Here is a 17402-nt window from a genome sequence, read left to right as displayed (position 1 = left end):
AGCCGGTCCGGACCGCCGCGCAAGGAACGCCGCCCCACCCCAACCCCGCGCCCCCAAGGCGCACGGCGTTCCTTCCGCCCAGCCTCCGGCCCCGGTCGTCCCCAAATGCGACCGGGGCCGGACCCTTTTCGACCCGCCTCTCACCGGCGCGACGCTTGCCATGATCCCGATATCCGGTATTCCATTTCGCAAAATGGAACGGAGATGAGGATGAACAGAGCCCTGTCGGCACTCGTGGCGGGCGCAGCGGGCGCAGCGCTGATATTCGCGGCGCCAGCGTCAGCATCGGGATCGGAATCGGCATCGGCTGGACCCGGCCCGCGCGAATGGGTCGATCCGGTCACCGGGCACCGCATCGTCCGGGTGGACGACCGGCCCGGCGTCTATGGCCTCTACTTCAATTACAACGCCTTCACGCCCGGCGGGGACCGCATGGTCTACCTGACGGCGGAAGGCATTCGCACGGCCTCCACCCGCGACTGGTCCACCAGGCTGGTGTTCCGGGGCAAGGTGGACCGCCTGCTCTTCACCGGCCATACCCGCGCGACGGCCTATTACACCACCCGCCCGGCCGGCAGCGACGATGGCGAGGGACCGTTCACCGTCTGGATGCTGGACCTGGACACCGGCAAGTCGCGGCAGGTCGCCAGCATGCCCGGCGGCCGCATCGAATCCATCAATGCCGACGATACGCTGCTCGCCGGCCATCGCGAACTGGCGCCTCCGCCGCCGGCGATCGCCGCGCAGGGCCGGCGCGATCCGAAGACCGGCTCACCCACTTATTCCGGTACCGACGCGCAGGGCCGCCCGCTGCCTTTCGCCGAAGCCAAGGCGCGCTGGATGGATGCCCGGCTGGCCGCGAAAGTGCCGATGGAGATCTTCACGCTCGATATCGCCACGGGCGCCGCCCGCAGCATTCACCGTGCCACCGACTGGCTCAACCACGTCCAGTTCTCCCCCACCGATCCGGCGCTGATGATGTTCTGCCACGAGGGCCCCTGGCACAAGGTCGATCGCATCTGGACGATCCGCACCGACGGCAGCGATCTCACCCGGATCCACCACCGCACGATGCAGGGCGAGATCGCCGGGCACGAATACTGGTCGAGCGACGGCAAGGCGATCTGGTACGACCTGCAGATGCCCCGCGGCGGCATGCTCTGGCTCGCCCGCCACGAGATCGGCGCAGGCCGGGATGCGGCGAAAGGTCCTGCACGCCGCACCTGGTACAAGGTCGCGGCCGACCAGGGATCCTACCACTACCTCACATCCCCGGACGGCACGGTCGTCGCCGGGGACGGCAACGATGCGGGCAAGTTCATCAGCCTCTTCCGTCCCGTGCCGGACCCTTCCCCCGAAGCCGCCGAAACGCTGGACGGAGACCGCCTGATCGCGACCGGATCGCTGAAAAGCGAGAGGATCGTCGATCTCTCCCGCCAGGACTATACCCTGGAGCCGAACGAGCACTTCACGCCGGATGGGCGCTGGCTGGTCTATCGCGCCAATGTCGAAGGCCGGCCCGCGCTCTACGCCGCGCAGCTCTGAGGATCGGCCCGGCCAGCGGGCATGCCGGCCCAGTGTGGGCGGCGCGCGGTTTCGGCCTGGTCTGAGCACTTATGCCCACAGGAGCCAATCGGCTTCTCGCGCGCTTTCCTATGGTCACGGTCCTTCGTGACCAGAAACGCCAGGAGAGAGAAATGAGCATCAAGGGCCAAGCAAAGGAAGCCGCCGGCTACGTGAAGGAAGAAGCCTTCGAGCACGGCAAGTCGCCCGAAAGCCAGGAAAAGGCCCAGGAAGGCCGCGATCTTCGTAACGAAGGCCGCATCGAAGACGGCAAGGCGCCGAAGCCGGGCGCTCCGGGCACTGAAAAGCCCTAACCCCTTACAAGGCCGCCTGCGCTCCATTTCGATGGCGCCAGGCGGGCCTTGTCCCTTTCGAAGGCCCGCTGTCGGGACCTTGTTGCCGGTTTCCGCGTTAAGTCCGGCATGATTACTGTCCATCACCTTGAAAACTCGCGCTCCCAGCGTGTCCTCTGGCTGCTGGAAGAGCTGGGGCTGCCTTATGCGGTCCGCCGATATAAGCGCGACGAGAAGACGATGCTGGCGCCCCCCAGCCTTCGCAAAGTCCATCCGCTCGGCAAATCGCCCGTGATCGTCGATGACGCGCCTGTCGAGGACGGAGGCGCAGGGCAGGCCCCGCGTACGGTCGCCGAGACCGGCGCGATCATCGAATATCTCACGGAAAAGGCCGGTGGCCGCCTTGGCCCGCCGCAGGATCGCGAGGGTGCGCTGCACTATCGCCACTTCCTGCACTATGCCGAAGGCTCGCTGATGCCGCCGCTACTGGTCAAGCTGGTGCTCGGCCAGATCCCCATCCTCGGGCGCCATGCCCGGAAGCGGCTGCAACCGATGATCGACGTTCATCTCGACTTCGTGGAGCAGGAACTGTCGCGCCGCGAATGGTTCGCCGGCAGCGCATTCACCGCGGCCGATGTCATGATGAGCTTCCCGCTGGAAGCCGCGCGCAGCCGTGCCGGGCTGGACGATGCCCGGCCCGCGACGATGGCCTGGCTCGACAGGATCCACGCCCGCCCCGCCTATCAGGCCGCGCTCGCCAGCGGCGGTCCGTACAAATATGCCTGACGCGCCCGCCGTTGCCGCTTGCCTGAATTGACAGGCGGCAAGGCGGCGGAGCAAAGCGCGGAACGGCGCGTTTCGACGCGTGACGAATTTCGACAGGGGCAATTCCAGAAATGACCATGAACCGGGCGCGCGTCGAGAACGGGGGCTTGATCCTCTTCCTGGCCGCGATCACCATCGCCCTCACCCTCGTGGTGTCGAGCTTCATCGGCGCCCTGCTCTGGGCCGCGCTGGCCGCGCTGTTGTTCCAGCCGCTGTTCCAGCGCCTGCTCGCCCGCTGGCCGGAGCGCCGCAACCTTGCCGCGGCCCTCACCCTGCTGGTCATTTCCGTGGCGGTCGTGATCCCGGCGCTGATCATCACCAGCCTGGTCGTCGAACAGGCCGCCGGCGTCTACGCCCAGATGCGCGACGGACAGATCAACTTCGCGGAATATTTCCAGAAGATCCACGACGCCCTTCCTTTCCGGATCCAGGAACAGATCGACGGCTTCGGCTTCAACTCCTTCGAGCGCGCCCAGGCCCGCATCAGCGAGGCGGTGAGCAACAGCGTCAGCGTGATCGCCAGCCGCGCGCTGGCCATCGGCGCCAATGCCGCGTCCTTCATCCTCGCCTTCGGCGTGGGCCTCTATGTGACGTTCTTCCTGCTGCGCGACGGCGAGAAGATCGGCCCTGCCGTGGTGCGCGCGCTCCCGCTCGAACTCAACGTGGCGCGCCGCCTGTCGGAGCGTTTCGTGATCGTGGTGCGGGCGACGATCAAGGGCAGCGGCCTGGTCGCCCTGGCGCAAGGCGCGCTGGGCGCCATCACTTTCGCCATCGTGGGCCTGCCCGCCGCCCTGCTCTGGGGCCTGCTCATGGCCATTGCCGCCCTGCTGCCCGCCATCGGCCCGGCCATCATCTGGGCCCCGGTCGCGGTCTACCTCCTGGCCACCGGCGCGATCTGGCAGGGCGCCGTGGTCGTCGGTTCGGGCGTGCTGGTCATCGGCCTGGCCGACAATGTCCTGCGGCCCATGCTGGTGGGCCGGGACACCGGCATTCCGGACTGGCTGGTGCTGGTGACGACGCTGGGCGGGATCGAACTGGTGGGCCTCAGCGGCATCGTGATCGGCCCGCTCGCCGGCGCCCTGTTCATGACCGGGTGGAAGATCATGACCGAACAGCGCATCGGTCACGAAATCTAGGTTTCCTTCGGCGCCGTTTCCGCTCCGGCGGAAAGGCCTGACCACGAAAAGCGCCGCGGGGAGCAAGCCTCCCCGCGGCGTTTTTGTCGTTCCGGTCAATCGACCAGGAAGCTGGTCGTGGCGATGCGGTGCAGCACGGCCACTTTGCCGACCGAGGTTTCGAAGGCGCCTTCATCCTTCTGCGAGGCCGTCAGCAGATAGCGCCCCTTCCCGCGCACCGGCACGGCGACCACGCCCTGGGCATCGGTCTTGAGCGACTTCTTCCACTTGTCCGGCGAGATCACGGTGACTTCGGCCCCGGCCACGGGCTTGCCGTCGCGCACGACCACGAAGCGATCGGCTCCGGCACTGGCAGGAGCGATTTCGAAGGGCATGACCGCGCGGGCATCGGCGCGGCCGGCGCGGGCGTAATAGGCCACGGCTTCCTTTTTGCCGTCTTCGCCCCAGGGATCGAAGACGCTGTCATCCTGCGCGCGCACGTCGCCCGCAGGCACCGCCACTTCGAGATAGCCGGCCTTGCGCGTCATCGGCGCCTTGCTGGCGGGGACAAGCTTGGGCGCCTTGAGATGATCGAACTCGGGATCGCCTTCGGGGGGAAGGACTTCCTCGGGTTCACCCAGGTAGATCCGCGCGGGACCGGTGCCGTCGCGTTCGATCCAGACCTCGTGGGCCTGCACGGACGGTGCGAGAATGGCCAGCGCGAGCGGGGCCAGGTACTTGGCTTTCATGGTCGAACTCCTTGCTGAAGGATGGGCTCAGGGATAGGCGAAGCGAAGCGTGGCGAAGACCGTGCGCGGCGTGCCGAAATAGTTGCCGCGTCCGGTGGAGGAGATGCGCGCATAATACGTCTTGTCGAGCACATTGTTCACGTTGACCGACAGGGAGATGCGCTCGTCGAACTCATAGCCCGCGCGCAGGTCGACCACCGCATAGGCGCCCTGCCGCACGATGGAAGAGCGGGTGACGAGCGCGCCGGCTGCGTTGAAGGTTGCCGGATTGCCGCCATAGGTGGAACTGAACCAGGTCAGGCCGCCGCCCAGGCTGAGTCCGGCCAGCGCGCCTGCCGGCGCCTTGTAATTGGTGAAGACCTTGACCGAGTGCTTCGGAATGATCGGCACCAGCGGCAGGCCTTCGAAGCTGGCGTTGGCGTCCTCGAGATACTTGGTGCGGGTATAGCTGTAGCCGCCGTTGATGCGCCAGCCCGGCAGGATTTCCCCGGCCGCCTCGGCCTCGAACCCGCGCGCGCGGACCTTGCCGATCTGCAGCACGACACCGGCATCGTCAGGATCGTTGAACAGGCGGTTGGTCTGCTCGATCTGGTACGCCGCCGCGGAAAGCAGAAGCCGGTCGTTCATCAGCGAGAGCTTGGTGCCCAGTTCGTACTGCGCACCGACCAGCGGCTCGACTTGCTGGCCATCGGGACGGATCCTGCCCGCAGGCGCCGCCTGCGGCGTGAAGCTGTCCGCATAGGAGGCATAGATGTTCCACTCGCGCGTCGCATCCCAGACCAGGCCGGCATAAGGCGTAAAGCGCGCGTCGATGGAATAGCCGCCCTTGCGGCCCAGCGTCGGCAGCAGGGTCTGGGTATCGGTATCCCACCAGGTCAGGCGTCCGCCGCCAATCGCGGTCAGGCCCTCGACCGGGCTGAAGCGCATCTGGCCATAGGCGCCGAACTGCGCGATCCGCGTGTCGCTTGCGCTCAGGTTCTGCGGCACCGTCTGTCCCGTGCCGCCTTGCACCGGGTAAGGGGGCGAAGGCTTGTAGGGATCCAGCGGCGGCTCCAGCGGGGAAACCGGATTGTAGACGTCGATCCGGGCATAGTTCGAAAGGCGCGTGCCGTAGGACTGATAGGAGCTGTCCTGATAGTCGAAGCCCAGGATCAGCGTTTGCTCGCGCCCGAAAGCCGGGAAGCTGCCCACCGCGTTGAAATCGAACGAATGCGACTTCATGAAGCTGTCGCCGCGATAGGCGATGTGGTTCGTAAGTCCGTTGGTTTCCGTGATCGGCTGGTTGCCGATATAGCTGTACACGTCGACGCGCTCGACGTCGGTGTAGAGCGCGCTGGCGCGGATCGTCCAGCGGTCGCTGATTTCGTGAGTAATGTCCGCGAAGGCCGACCAGATGTCGGACTTGAAGCGGTTCCAGTCAGCACCGAGGTAAGTGGAACGCCGAATGTCGAGCAACTGGCCGTCGCTGCCGTCCGCCCCGCCGATCAGGCCCGGCAGGCCCGACTGGATGGCCGGCTTGAAGCGGTCGTAAGTCGCGCCGAAGGTGAAAGTCGTACGCTCGCCGATATCGATCTTGCCGACGCCGAACGCGGTCACGCGGTTGCGATGCGCCACGTCGAAGAACTGGTCCTGGTCCTGCACCATGGCGCCTGCACGCACGGCCACGCCCTTTGCCAGCGGCGCCGAGACGTCGATCTCGCCGCGGAAGTTCTGGTAGCTGCCATAGCCGAGCGATCCCTGCAGCTTCAGCTCGTCCAGCGGACGCTTGCGCACCAGGTTGATACTGCCCGCCGGATTGCCGGAACCGCTGAACAGCCCCGCGGGACCGCGCAGCACTTCGAGCCGGTCATAGGCGAACAGGTCGGGGACGACCGAAGGGAAGCCGAAAGACAGGGTCGGCGTGCCGTCGATCAGGTAATTGCTGATCGCGAAGCCGCGCGACATGTAGGAGGGATCCTCGCTGCCGACGCCGGTGACGGTGATGCCTGGCGTGGCGGTGAGCGCATCTTCCAGCGTGAAGAGGTTCTGCGCCTGGATCTGCTCCCGGTCGACCAGCGTGACGGTATTGGGAATGTCCTTGAGCGGCGTGACCGTCTTGCCGACTTCCTCGCCATAGCTCTTGCCGAGGACGACGATTTCCGGCCCTCGTTCGTTTTCGGCATCGGCCGCCTCGTCGGCCCAGGCCTGCGCCGGGCATAAGGAAAAGATGGCGGCGCCCACGGCGCCGACAGAATTCAACAGACTGGTTTTCACTGGGTCGCTCCCTGATTCGCAGGGGCGGATAGCCAATCCGCTATCGCGAGTCACTCGCAATAGCGGATTGGCTGGAATATTTATCGCTCAGCATGCTGTTGAAACATGCGGGAAATGTTCGGAAACACCTGCCCGGAGCCTGAGCTGTCGGCGCTCACCCCGCGCGCTGCCTGCCCGGCCTAGTTGGCGCGACTGACGCTGTTGCCCACGCCGGTGTTGCTGACCCTCGGCGCGGCCTTGCCCGGCGCGCGCCAGCTGATCCGGTTGCTGCTGCCCACCACGCTGATCGTGGCCTTCTCGGCCAGTGCGGCCGTGACGACATTGCCCGATCCTTCGACCACGAGGCGAGTGCATGCCCCTTCAACGGTGACGCGGTTCTGCGACCCGGTGATCTCGGCGGTACCGCCGCCGCAATCGAGCGTGGAAGTCTGTCCGGCCCCTTCGAGACTTGCCTGGGCGCTGGCGGGCAGCGCCAGGCCTCCACCGGCAAGAAGGGCAAGGCCCGAATAGAGAAAGCGGCGAGAAGTGCTCATGGCCATTGCTTCATCCTCATCGTCTGCACAGGTCGAACTTGCGTGCATGACTTGCACGCTTTTCGTCCAGCATAAATGCCGATGCGGCCATAAGGCTGCCGGGTCGTGAAATGCCCGCATGGGCATTTTCAAACGAGCGTTCAGGCCGCCTTCTGGGCAAACAGGATGACGTGCTCCAGATCGTCACCGCCGATCGTGTCGCCGGTGCGCGCTTCCACGGGCACGACCGTCACCGCGAACCCCATCTGGACCAGTAGCGCCGCAAATTCGGCATCGGGCGTGGCCGACCATATGGCCAGGATACCCCCGGGCGTGAGCGCCGTCATCGCCGACTGGAGGCCCCTGCACGAATAGAGCCAGTCGTTGACCCGGCGCGTCAGCCCTTCCGGGCCGTTGTCGACGTCGAGAAGGATCGCGTCGTAAGCGCAATCCGCCGCGTCGATCAGGATGGCGACATCGTCCTGGACGAGCCGCACGCGATCATCGTCCAGGCATCCCCCGGTCCAGGCTCCCATCGGTCCCCTGGCCCAGGCGATGATTTCCGGCACGATTTCGGCGATCGTCACGCTCGCGTCCCCGCCCAGCACCGCCAGTGCGGCCCGCAGGGTGAAGCCCATGCCATAACCCCCGATGAGCCACTGCGGCGCCGGGCGCACGCCCATGCGCTCGCAGGCCATCGTCGCCAGTGCTTCTTCCGATGCGTAGAGGTCCGTGCTCATCAACTCGTGATGGTCGAGCAGGATGACGAAATCCTCGCCATTGCGGACAAGCCGCAAGCGGTCTCCGTTCGGGACATGGGCAACGTCGATCAGTTCGTCGCCGGGAAGAAGATCAAGACTGACGGCGGTCACCGGAAAGCTCCGGTGCCGCACGGGGGAAAATCATGCATTTACCGTGTCAGTTCCGGCGTGCCTTGCGCGCTGCATATCGCGCATCGCGAGCGGCCTTGCGCTCTGCTTCGGTCGGCGGCGCTGCTGCGGCGGCCTGCTCGGCCTTGAGCGCTGCGGCGCGTTCACGCTTTTCCTTGTCCGCCTTGCGCTTCTCGGCCTGGGCCTGTTCGCGGGCCTCTGCCTTGGCGATGCGTTCCGCCTGGACGGCCGGATCGATCGGCGGCTTCGCCTTCAAGGCTGCAAGCGCTTTCGCGCGCGCCTCGTTCGCGGCCTTGCGGCGGGCCTCAACCCCTGGTTCCTTGTATGCTGCCATTATGCCTTACCCGATTTGAAAGTGGTTAGCGAAAGCGCAGACGCGCCGCGCTCGGTTGAAAGTGCCGCTGATGCCTGCAGCTGCGAGATCACGCCGGCGACCGATCGACCGCAGCGGCCATGAAGCTCTGCATTGAAAACCCAGCGTTGCCGGAGATCATGGACCGATCCTTGTTCGTAGCGTCGAAAGACCAACGTCGACAGGACGCGGCCCCTGGCTCTTGCAGCGACTATGGAACGAGGAAGCCGACTGAACGGTCCAATATCCGTTTAGAGCGACATCAGCGCCGCCCCGATAGCACGATTTCCCGCAAGCGCCCAGCGACATCGAAAGGCGGCACCCCGCCTGCCTCCACGAAGCACGCGCCAGGTCATATCGTCATGCTGATGGATCTGGCTGCCGCATCTCCGCCAACAAACGCACCGGGACCATGTCGCGGAAGCGGCCTTGCAGCGAATACCGATGTCGTTGTAGGTAACTGCGCGTCGCAGTGGCTCTTGGCGGAGAGGGTGGGATTCGAACCCACGGTACGGTTTCCCGTACACTGCATTTCGAGTGCAGCGCATTCGACCACTCTGCCACCTCTCCGCTAGAGATGCGATGCAGCGGACAGAGCCGCCGGGTCAGGAAGCGCGCCGATAGCCCGGCTTATCGGACTTGCCAAGCCCCTGTTTTCAAAAAATGGGGATTGTCCACAAGGCTTGCTTGTGGGCAGGCCGCAGGAAACCTATATTTCTCCTATGAACAAGGCGTCATTTTTTTCTCCGACAGCGGGCCGCGTCATCGACGCGCCGCGTGAAACGCGTGCGCGATTCGCGATCGGGGATGTCGTTCGCCACCGGAACCACGACTTCAGGGGTGTGGTTTTCGATATCGATCCCGTCTTCGCCAACAGCGATGAATGGTACGAGTCCATTCCCCTGAACGTCCGTCCGCGACGCGATCAGCCGTATTACCACCTGCTCGCCGAGAACGAGGATTCCAGCTACGTCGCCTATGTCAGCCAGCAGAACCTGATCACGGATTCCGATGGCGGCCCGGTGGACCACCCCTCGCTCTCGCAGATCTTCGATGACTTCGACAATGGCCGCTATCACTTGCGGCGCGGGCTGACGCATTGAGGGCCTGACGGGCCGTCTCTCCAGACGCAGAAAACCCCGGCCGGAGGGTCCGACCGGGGTTTTTCGAAGACCTTGAAGTGCCGGGCGGTCAGCCCTTGATCTTCCAGCCCGACCGCAGGACCATGTAGACGATCGCTGCCAGCACCGCGTCGAGCAGGCCCATGCCCAGCGCGCTGTGCAGCACCGCCATGTTGGTATCGCCAATGTCGCTGACGCCCAGGAAGCCGAAGCGGAAGCCCGAGATCACATAGAAGAACGGGTTGAGACGGCTGACCACCTGGAAGGCGGGGGCCAGGTTGTCGATCACGTAGAACGTGCCGGACAGCAGCGAGAGCGGGGCGATCACGAAATTGGTGACGGCCGCGTTGTGGTCGAACTTCTCGGCCCAGATCGAGGACAGCAGGCCCAGCAGCGAAAGGAAGATCGAGCCGGTGAGGCCGAACCATACGGCAGCCCAAGGGTGCGCCATGGACAAGTCGACGCCGGGCCACAGCATCATCGCCGCGGTCAGCGCCAGGCCGACGAGCAAGGCGCGGGTCACGGCGGCGCCGGTCATGGCCAGCATCAGTTCGCCTTCGGTCAGCGGCGGCATCAGGTAGTCGATGATGGTGCCCTGGATCTTCCCGGCCAGGAAAGAGAAGCTGGCATTGGCGAAGGCGTTCTGCATCATCCCCATGACGATGAGGCCCGGTGCCACGAAAGTGGCGAAGTTGACGCCGAGCACTTCCCGGCCGCCGCGGCCCAGCGCGACCGTGAAGATGACGAGGAACAGCATCGTCGTGATCGCCGGTGCCCAGATCGTCTGGGTCTGGACCTTGAAGAAGCGCCGCACCTCCTTCATATAAAGCGTCTTGAGCCCCTCCCAGTTCACCTGGTGGATCAGGGCTTCTCCCTTCGCCGGGAAATGGCGCGCCGAAATTGCGGCGGGCGCGATCCCGTCGGACGTCGGCAGTTCGGTCGAATTCGTTTGATCGGGCATGGACCGGCGAGTATCGGCTGCGGCTTTCCAAGGCAAGCCGCGCCACGGAATTTTGGCGATTCTCAGGTCGCCCGATGAAGAGATGGAACACGAATGAGCTGGACGGACGAGCGGATCGAGAAGCTGACCAAGATGTGGGAAGGTGGTGCCACCGCCAGCCAGATCGCGGACGAGCTTGGCGGCGTGAGCCGCAATGCAGTGATCGGCAAGGCCCACCGCCTCGGCCTCAAGGCACGCCCTTCGCCGGTGAAGGCCAACGAGAAGCCCGCGCGCCCGGCGCCGGCCCCCAAGAAGCCGAAGCCGGTGGAAGCAGCGCCCGCTGCGCCCGAGCCTCAGGCCGAAGCCCCGGCGGTACGCGCTGCCGCGCCGCAGCCGGCCGCCGCGCCTGCTCCGCGCGCGCCGGAACCCGCCGCGCCGCCGGTTGCCGCCGACGATGCCGCTCCCGCGCCTGCCCCCAAGGGCCCGCGCGTGGTCTCGGTCGGCCCTGGCGGCTTCCTGCGTCAGGGCCCTGGCGACCAGCAGCAGCCGATCCCGCCGGCGCCGCCGCGCCGCCTGGTGCCGGCCAAGCCGAGCGCGGAAATCGCCGACAAGACCAGCCTGCTCGACCTCAACGACCGCGTCTGCCGTTGGCCGATGGGTCACCCGGGCGAGCCCGACTTCCACTTCTGCGGAGACAAGGTGAACCCCGGGTTCCCTTATTGCGTCGAGCACTGCGGCCGGGCCTATCAGGCCCAGCTGCCGCGCGGCGCGCGCCGTCCCCCTCCGCCCCTGCCCTTCGGCGGCCCGCGGGTACGCTGATCCGATGATGAAGGCGCGGCCCGTGAACCCGGCATTCCGGCTCCTGGCCGCGCCTCTTTCCGCAAGGGCATCGCTCGCTCTTGTGGCGGCCTTCGCGGCGGGTGCCATGGTGCCCCCTGCCCTGGCCCAGGAAGCGCCGGTTGCCGCACCGCCGGTGGCGGCAGCGCCTGTCGAGCATGTCTATGTGGCACTCACCACGAGCGCGGGCGTCATCGTGCTGGATCTCGACAAGACCCACGCCCCGCTGACCGTCGCCAATTTCCTGAAATACGTAGACAGCAAGCGCTTCGACGGCGCGAACTTCTACCGCGCCATGCACATCGACTGGGGCGACCAGCCCAACGGGCTGCTGCAGGGCGGGCTTCAGGGCGTCAATGTCCTCCCGCCCGTCGCCCATGAACCGACCAACATAACCGGCATCAGCCACAAGGCCGGGACGATCTCCATGGCCCGCTTTGCGCCGGGCAGCGCCACCGCCGATTTCACGATCATGCTGGGGGACATACCTTCCCTCGACGCCAAGCCGGATTCCGACAACCCGGACACCCGCGCCGGCTTCGCGGCTTTCGGCCACGTCGTCTCGGGCATGGACGTGGTGCGCAAGATCTGGGACGAGCCGCGCTCCGCCACCAAGGGTGACGGTGTGATGAAGGGCCAGATGCTGGAGCCGATGGTGAAAATCGTCAGCGCCCGCCGCCTCGCAGGTCCGCCGACGGCCCCCTGAAGGCCGGAAATGCTGCTGCGGGAGCCTTGTGAAGGCTTCCCATCCTCCGATTACCAAGAATTCACCGCCTCGCGGAGCGTTAGCTGCTATGCGCAACGCCGCCCTCGCACGCCCCCTCGGCGAATCGATTATCTTGTAATTTCAACGTCGCATCACACCGCTATCGCTCTCGGAATCTCGCCGGTTTTCCGCGGTAAGAGATGATTTACTTTAATTCCGATCGAATACGGGAAATCCCTTAGTTGGTCCTGTCGACCCCTACAGCCATTGCTCTGGCGGGGGTTGTGGAATTCCCTCTCAGGTCCGGGGGCACGGACTGCATCTATTCGGTTCGCTGTACTATTGAGAGTGCGATGGTAGAAAATTTACCTTGGAATTGCGCCGGCGAGGCCGGTCCAAATGTCGTTTCGCACGAAGAGTTCTGGTTCTCGCTGAAACTGAGGGTTGATTCAACTTCTCAGCTTTGGCAGGCGGCCGCGCTTCGCTGCATGAGCCATGCGGACATGTCCTATGAGGACGTGGACGAACTGATCGGTCCGATCGAGGATCCCTCGATCGCCGATTGCCTGATGATCCTGGCGCTGCCGGACCGTATTCCGGGCTGCACGCGGCTGGACGTGGCCCTTCAGGCCGCGGAAAGCCCCAGCCTGGCGGCCACGATCGGCAGCAGCGATTGTCGCTCCACGGTGGGCCAGGCCTGAACGAGAGCATTCGATCCCACCGCGTCGGATCGAATGCTTCAGGTTTCCGGTCTGTCGCGGTTTTCCGGGGCATCGGGTCATTCCACCTGATGGGAAAGGCTTTGGCCGGCCAAACGAAGAACACCCCTGAACCGCGTGGTTCAGGGGTGTTCTTCTTTTACGGACCGGGGCGCCGTGAGGCCCCGGTGGAAGGCCTCAGTTGTCGATGTTGGTCCCGGCCGCGGCAATCGCGACGAGGCCCGATGCCGACATGCGGATGCCGTTCACGCCGAGCATGATGTTCGTGCCGTCCGTCACCACGTCGTTGACGATCGCCACCGAGTTGATCGTGGTGTCCAGTGCATTGCCGGCGCTGTCCGTGGCCGTGACCGAGAAGGTATAGGCGCCGTCCGCAGCCTTGCTGCCGTCCGCCTTGGTACCGTCCCACGAGTAGGAACCCTGCGTTTCGGGATCGAGCGTGACGGTGTTGACGACCGCGCCAGAGGAGTCCTTGATCGTGGCGGTCATCGCGGCGGGCGTGCCGTCCACGTAATAGGTCCAGTGCGCCGGAGCATCGCCGAGACCGGACACCGGGGAATCGAAGCGCGCTTCGCGGCCGATGTAGCTGGAAGCCTGCGACATCTGCTGCGAGGAAAGCTGGCTGAGGATGTCCTTGAGCGAGCCGGTCTGCTGGATCGACTGCTCCACCTGCGAATACTGCACGAGCTGCTGCGTATATTCCGAAGTGTCCATCGGATCGAGCGGATCCTGGTTCGTCATCTGCGTGGTCAGCAGCTTGAGGAAGAGGTTGTAATCGGTCAGCAGGCCCGAAGTGGAGGCCGCGGTCGTATCGGTCGTCGCGGTGGACGAGGTGCCTGAAACGGTGGTCATTGCTCTTGTGCCTTATGCCATGAGATCGACATGGCCGCTGCTGCGCAGAGGCCGGTAGATCGGGTCGTCGCTCCCGCCGAAGCCGTCGGACAGGCCGCTTTGGGCCTGACGCTGGTTCTGTTCGCCCTGCCAGCGCTGCCCGCCGCCCTGCCCGCCAGAGCGGCTGTCAAAGCGCAGGGACTGCCCGTCGGACCGCACGCCGGCATCGGCCAGGGCACGGTTGAGATCGGTGCTTTCGCGGCGCAACATGTCCAGCGAGGACGCGCTGTCGGCCGAGACCACCGCGCGCAGGACGCCGTCGTGGTCGAATGAGAGCCGCACGTCGATCCGGCCCAGGTGGCGTGGGTCGAGGCGGATCAGCAGGTCATCGCTGCCCTTGTCGAGCGCGCGGGCGATCTCGACCCCGATGTCGTTGCCGAACTGCCCCTGCTGCACGGCAACGGTCGCGCTCTGCGGCGCGGACTGCGCGGTGGGCGCGTAAGGCAGCGCGGCGGGGCGGCTGGTGGCGGCGTTCAGCGTCTGGCTGAACAGCGGTGCGGAAAGATTGCCATCGGGCGTGGCGGCGGCCTGGTCGGGCGCCTGCGCGGTATCGACCGGGCTTGCGGCATTGGCCGCCGCGCCCTGGCCGCGAGCGCCTGCCGGTTCCGCGGCTGCGCGCTCGGCCCCCGCGAACGTCCCGGCATTTCCCGTTTTGGCCAGCTTCACCGAAGCCTTGCCCTCGCCGTCGGTGGCGGTCTTGGCGGTCTCGCCGGGCACATCCTCGGACGGCGCCGGCACGGCCTGCGGCGCGACCGCGAGTTGCGGCTGCACCGCCGTCGTCGGCGTCTGCGGGACTTGCGCCTGACCGGCCGGGATCAATGCGGAAGCGTCGGCGTCGAGGTGCTTCGCCTCCGGGGCATCGGCATCGGCATCCGCCGCCGGAGCAGCATCGCCTGCGGCTTCGCCGGTCTCGCCGGTCGGGGCTGCATCTGCCGAAGCTGCCGCCTCGGCGACGAGCTGCGGCAGAAGCGCCTCGGCTTTCGCGACAGGCGGCTTGATATGGTCGGCTTTCGCCGCATGGCTCACATCGGCGGGCTTGGCCCCCGGCGTGGACGTCGCCGGCTTCGCCAGCAGGTTCTCGGCCGGCAAGGCGCCCGCAGCGGCTGCCGCGTCCTGAGCAAGCGTATCGGCGGAAATGACAGGTGCCGGGATCAGCTCGGCAGCAGCCGGTGCCTCAACCGTGGCTGCCGTTGCTGGCGCGCCTGCCTGGACCGTGCCGGAGGCGGCACCCGCGGGCGCCGCCTGCGCTGCGCCGAGCAGCGACTGGAAGGAACCGGTGGCCTGTTCCGCGCTCTTGAAAGCCCCCCCGCCGGCAAGCGCGCCGGCAAGGCTGTCAGCGGCCGCAACTCCGGAGACGGCGGCGGCCGAGGTGCTGCCGCCCGTCGCGGCGGCCATGGGGAACAGGGAATTCACGGAAACCGGCATTAGAAGACGTCTCCCGGCCGACGATCCGCGGCCAACACTTCATCATAGAGGGATTGCAGCCTGCCCGGTCGTGCGATCCTATATTCAGGCCCCTGGCGCGGGACCGCTCAACCGACCGTGCCGAGGCTGCGCAGCCGCGCGCGCGGATGGATCTCGTTCTGCGACAGCACGACGGTCGCCGGGCGCACGCGCTCGATGATCGAGCGCACGAAGGGCCGCAGCGGCGGGCTGGTCAGCAGGCAGGGGATTTCGCCCTGCCCGGCCAACCGGTCGTAAGTGTCGCGGACCGAGGCGATGAACGCCTGGAGCTGCGAAGGCGCCATGGCCAGGTGGCGGTCGTCGCCGAGACCGACGATGGCCTCGCCGAACGCCTCGTCCCATTCGCCGCCAAGCGTGACGATGGGGATCGCGCCGTCGAAGGTCTGCTGCGCCGAAATCTGGCGGGCCAGGCGCGCGCGGACATGTTCGGTCACTTGCGTCAGGTTGCCGGTCATTGCCGTCGCCTCGGCCACGCCTTCGAGGATCGTGGGCACGTCGCGGATCGAGATACCTTCGGCCAGCAGGTTCTGCAGCACGCGCTGCACGCCGGAGATGGAGATCTTGCTGGGGATCAGGTCCGCGATCAGCTTCTCGGTATCCTTGTGGACTTCGTTCAGCAGCTTCTGCGTCTCGGTATAGGAGAGCAGGTCGGCGATGTTGTCCTTGACGATCTCGGTCAGGTGCGTCGTCACCACGGTGCCGCAGTCTACCACGGTCAGCCCGCGGAAACCGGCTTCCTGGCGCATGTCGCGGTCGATCCAGAGCGCCGGCAACTGGAACACCGGTTCCTTGGTGGGCTCGCCGCGAATGCCGATGTCCTGCCCGGCCGCGTTGATCACCAGCAACTTGCCGATGCGCAGTTCGCCGCGTGCGATCTCGGTTTCCTTGACGAAGACGATATATTCGTTCGGCTGAAGCGCCATATTGTCGAGAATGCGGACCGAAGGCAGCACGAAGCCGTAGTCGATCGCCATCTGCCGGCGCAGCGCGCGGACCTGGTCGTCGAGGCGCGGCTCGGCCTGGGAATCGTTGATCAGCGGCAGCAGCCCGTAGCCGAGTTCGATGCGCAGCGCGTCGATGGCCAGCGTGCGCGAGATCGGTTCCTCGGCCTGCGCTTCCATCTGCTGCTGCTGCGCCATCGCCTCCTGCATGCGCTCCTGCGCGGCGCTGGCCTGCGCCTTGCGCGACATCGACCAGGCCATCCATCCGCACATGCCGCCCATCGCGGCAAAGGGAATGAACGGCAGGCCCGGCATCAGCGCCAGAACCGTCATCAGCACGCCGACGATGCCGAAGGCCTTGGGGTAGCGGCCGAGCTGGTCGCCCAGCGCGGCGCCGGTCTTGCCGACCACGCCGCCCTTGGAAACGAGCAGGCCCGCCGCCGTGGAGACGATCAGCGCCGGGATCTGGCTGACGAGGCCGTCGCCCACCGTGAGGATGGTGTATGTGGTGAAAGCCTCGCCGAACGGCACGCCGTGGATGGCAACGCCGATGATCAGGCCGACGACGATGTTGATTGCCGTGATCAGCAGGCCGGCAACGGCATCGCCCTTCACGAACTTCGAGGCACCGTCCATCGCACCGTAGAAGCCGCTCTCGGCCTCGATCTCGGCGCGGCGCTCGCGCGCCTGGCTCTCGGTGATGGTGCCGGCGTTGAGATCGGCGTCGATCGCCATCTGCTTGCCGGGCATGGCATCGAGGCTGAAGCGCGCCGCCACTTCGGCAATGCGGCCCGCGCCCTTGGTGATGACCACGAAGTTGATGACGATCAGGATCGCGAAGATGGTGAGGCCGATGACGGTCTCGCCGCCCATCAGGAACTCGCCGAAGGCCGCAATCACGCCGCCCGCCGCGTGGTGCCCCTCGTGCCCGTGGCCCAGGATCAGGCGCGTCGAGGCCAGGTTGAGGCCCAGGCGCAGCATCGTCACGATCAGCAGGATCGTCGGGAAGCTCGACAGTTGCAGCGGCTTTTCGATGAACAGCGCCGTCATCAGGATCAGCACCGAGGCGGTGATCGACAGGGCCAGGCCCATGTCGAGCATCCAGCCGGGCATCGGCAGGATCAGCATGCCGATAATGGCGCTGACCCCCAGCGCCAGCGCGAGATCGCGGCTGGGGCCGAGGCGGGCCAGGAACTGGTCCAGCCTTGCAGAGACGAGTGCGTTCATCGCT

General features: G+C 66.2%; 17 protein-coding genes and 1 tRNA gene. 8 read left to right on the top strand and 10 right to left on the bottom strand.

What is annotated here, in order from left to right; translation table 11 throughout:
- Positions 1 to 210: 210 nt before the first annotated feature.
- The 4 genes from AC1VV3_RS13245 (at position 211) to AC1VV3_RS13230 (ending at position 3817) form a co-directional block, all read left to right on the top strand.
- Positions 211 to 1545, top strand: a complete 1335-nt coding sequence (locus AC1VV3_RS13245; protein WP_431568634.1) for an oligogalacturonate lyase family protein — start codon at positions 211 to 213, stop codon at positions 1543 to 1545.
- A 152-nt stretch (positions 1546 to 1697) separates the two neighbouring features.
- Positions 1698 to 1877 (top strand): hypothetical protein, encoded by a 180-nt coding sequence (locus tag AC1VV3_RS13240; RefSeq protein ID WP_132261631.1) that lies wholly within the window; start codon positions 1698 to 1700, stop codon positions 1875 to 1877.
- A gap of 108 nt (positions 1878 to 1985) precedes the next feature.
- Positions 1986 to 2642: a glutathione S-transferase family protein gene (locus tag AC1VV3_RS13235; RefSeq protein ID WP_482961912.1), complete on the top strand. Its 657-nt coding sequence runs from the start codon at positions 1986 to 1988 to the stop codon at positions 2640 to 2642.
- A gap of 110 nt (positions 2643 to 2752) precedes the next feature.
- Complete coding sequence (locus tag AC1VV3_RS13230; RefSeq protein ID WP_132261628.1) at positions 2753 to 3817, top strand: AI-2E family transporter; 1065 nt, start codon at positions 2753 to 2755, stop codon at positions 3815 to 3817.
- 95 nt (positions 3818 to 3912) lie between these two features.
- Here AC1VV3_RS13230 and AC1VV3_RS13225 read toward each other — a convergent pair whose 3' ends face one another.
- From AC1VV3_RS13225 to AC1VV3_RS13200, 6 genes are all read right to left on the bottom strand, one after another.
- A complete protein-coding gene (locus AC1VV3_RS13225) occupies positions 3913 to 4545 on the bottom strand; it encodes a DUF4198 domain-containing protein (protein WP_431568632.1) in 633 nt (210 codons plus the stop codon).
- A 27-nt stretch (positions 4546 to 4572) separates the two neighbouring features.
- A complete protein-coding gene (locus tag AC1VV3_RS13220; RefSeq protein ID WP_431568631.1) occupies positions 4573 to 6798 on the bottom strand; it encodes a TonB-dependent siderophore receptor in 2226 nt (741 codons plus the stop codon).
- A 179-nt stretch (positions 6799 to 6977) separates the two neighbouring features.
- Entirely contained in the window at positions 6978 to 7331 is a 354-nt protein-coding gene (locus AC1VV3_RS13215) for a DUF3060 domain-containing protein (RefSeq protein WP_165921299.1), read from the bottom strand.
- A 140-nt stretch (positions 7332 to 7471) separates the two neighbouring features.
- The gene (locus AC1VV3_RS13210; RefSeq protein WP_134095171.1) at positions 7472 to 8182 is read right to left on the bottom strand and encodes a spermidine synthase family protein; all 711 of its coding nucleotides are present in this window, start codon (positions 8180 to 8182) and stop codon (positions 7472 to 7474) included.
- A 46-nt stretch (positions 8183 to 8228) separates the two neighbouring features.
- Complete coding sequence (locus AC1VV3_RS13205; protein ID WP_132261622.1) at positions 8229 to 8534, bottom strand: DUF6481 family protein; 306 nt, start codon at positions 8532 to 8534, stop codon at positions 8229 to 8231.
- A gap of 498 nt (positions 8535 to 9032) precedes the next feature.
- Positions 9033 to 9122, bottom strand: a tRNA-Ser gene (locus AC1VV3_RS13200).
- Positions 9123 to 9274: 152 nt separating this feature from the next.
- On the opposite strand from AC1VV3_RS13200, the gene hspQ reads away from it, so the two are divergent.
- Entirely contained in the window at positions 9275 to 9655 is a 381-nt protein-coding gene (hspQ, locus tag AC1VV3_RS13195) for a heat shock protein HspQ (RefSeq protein WP_132268793.1), read from the top strand.
- 88 nt (positions 9656 to 9743) lie between these two features.
- On the opposite strand, the gene AC1VV3_RS13190 is transcribed toward hspQ, so the two are convergent.
- Positions 9744 to 10634: an ABC transporter permease gene (locus AC1VV3_RS13190; protein ID WP_431568630.1), complete on the bottom strand. Its 891-nt coding sequence runs from the start codon at positions 10632 to 10634 to the stop codon at positions 9744 to 9746.
- 93 nt (positions 10635 to 10727) lie between these two features.
- Here AC1VV3_RS13190 and AC1VV3_RS13185 point away from each other — a divergent pair, with 93 nt between their 5' ends.
- From AC1VV3_RS13185 to AC1VV3_RS13175, 3 genes are all read left to right on the top strand, one after another.
- Entirely contained in the window at positions 10728 to 11432 is a 705-nt protein-coding gene (locus AC1VV3_RS13185; protein ID WP_465128040.1) for a GcrA family cell cycle regulator, read from the top strand.
- Positions 11433 to 11454: 22 nt separating this feature from the next.
- Positions 11455 to 12156, top strand: a complete 702-nt coding sequence (locus AC1VV3_RS13180) for a peptidylprolyl isomerase (protein WP_431567287.1) — start codon at positions 11455 to 11457, stop codon at positions 12154 to 12156.
- Positions 12157 to 12644: 488 nt separating this feature from the next.
- A complete protein-coding gene (locus AC1VV3_RS13175) occupies positions 12645 to 12857 on the top strand; it encodes a hypothetical protein (protein ID WP_431567286.1) in 213 nt (70 codons plus the stop codon).
- Positions 12858 to 13052: 195 nt separating this feature from the next.
- Here AC1VV3_RS13175 and AC1VV3_RS13170 read toward each other — a convergent pair whose 3' ends face one another.
- From AC1VV3_RS13170 to flhA, 3 genes are all read right to left on the bottom strand, one after another.
- Positions 13053 to 13727, bottom strand: coding sequence for a flagellar hook assembly protein FlgD (locus AC1VV3_RS13170; RefSeq protein ID WP_132268667.1), 675 nt, complete (start codon positions 13725 to 13727; stop codon positions 13053 to 13055).
- A 12-nt stretch (positions 13728 to 13739) separates the two neighbouring features.
- A complete protein-coding gene (locus AC1VV3_RS13165; protein WP_482961911.1) occupies positions 13740 to 15191 on the bottom strand; it encodes a flagellar hook-length control protein FliK in 1452 nt (483 codons plus the stop codon).
- 107 nt (positions 15192 to 15298) lie between these two features.
- Positions 15299 to 17398 carry a flagellar biosynthesis protein FlhA gene (flhA, locus tag AC1VV3_RS13160; RefSeq protein ID WP_132268663.1) on the bottom strand — a complete coding sequence of 700 codons (2100 nt, stop codon included), beginning with the start codon at positions 17396 to 17398 and terminating at the stop codon, positions 15299 to 15301.
- Positions 17399 to 17402: the final 4 nt, after the last annotated feature.

The sequence above is a fragment of the Novosphingobium sp. BL-S-34 genome (genome assembly GCF_056857015.1).
This window is presented reverse-complemented; position numbering and strand designations above follow the sequence as displayed.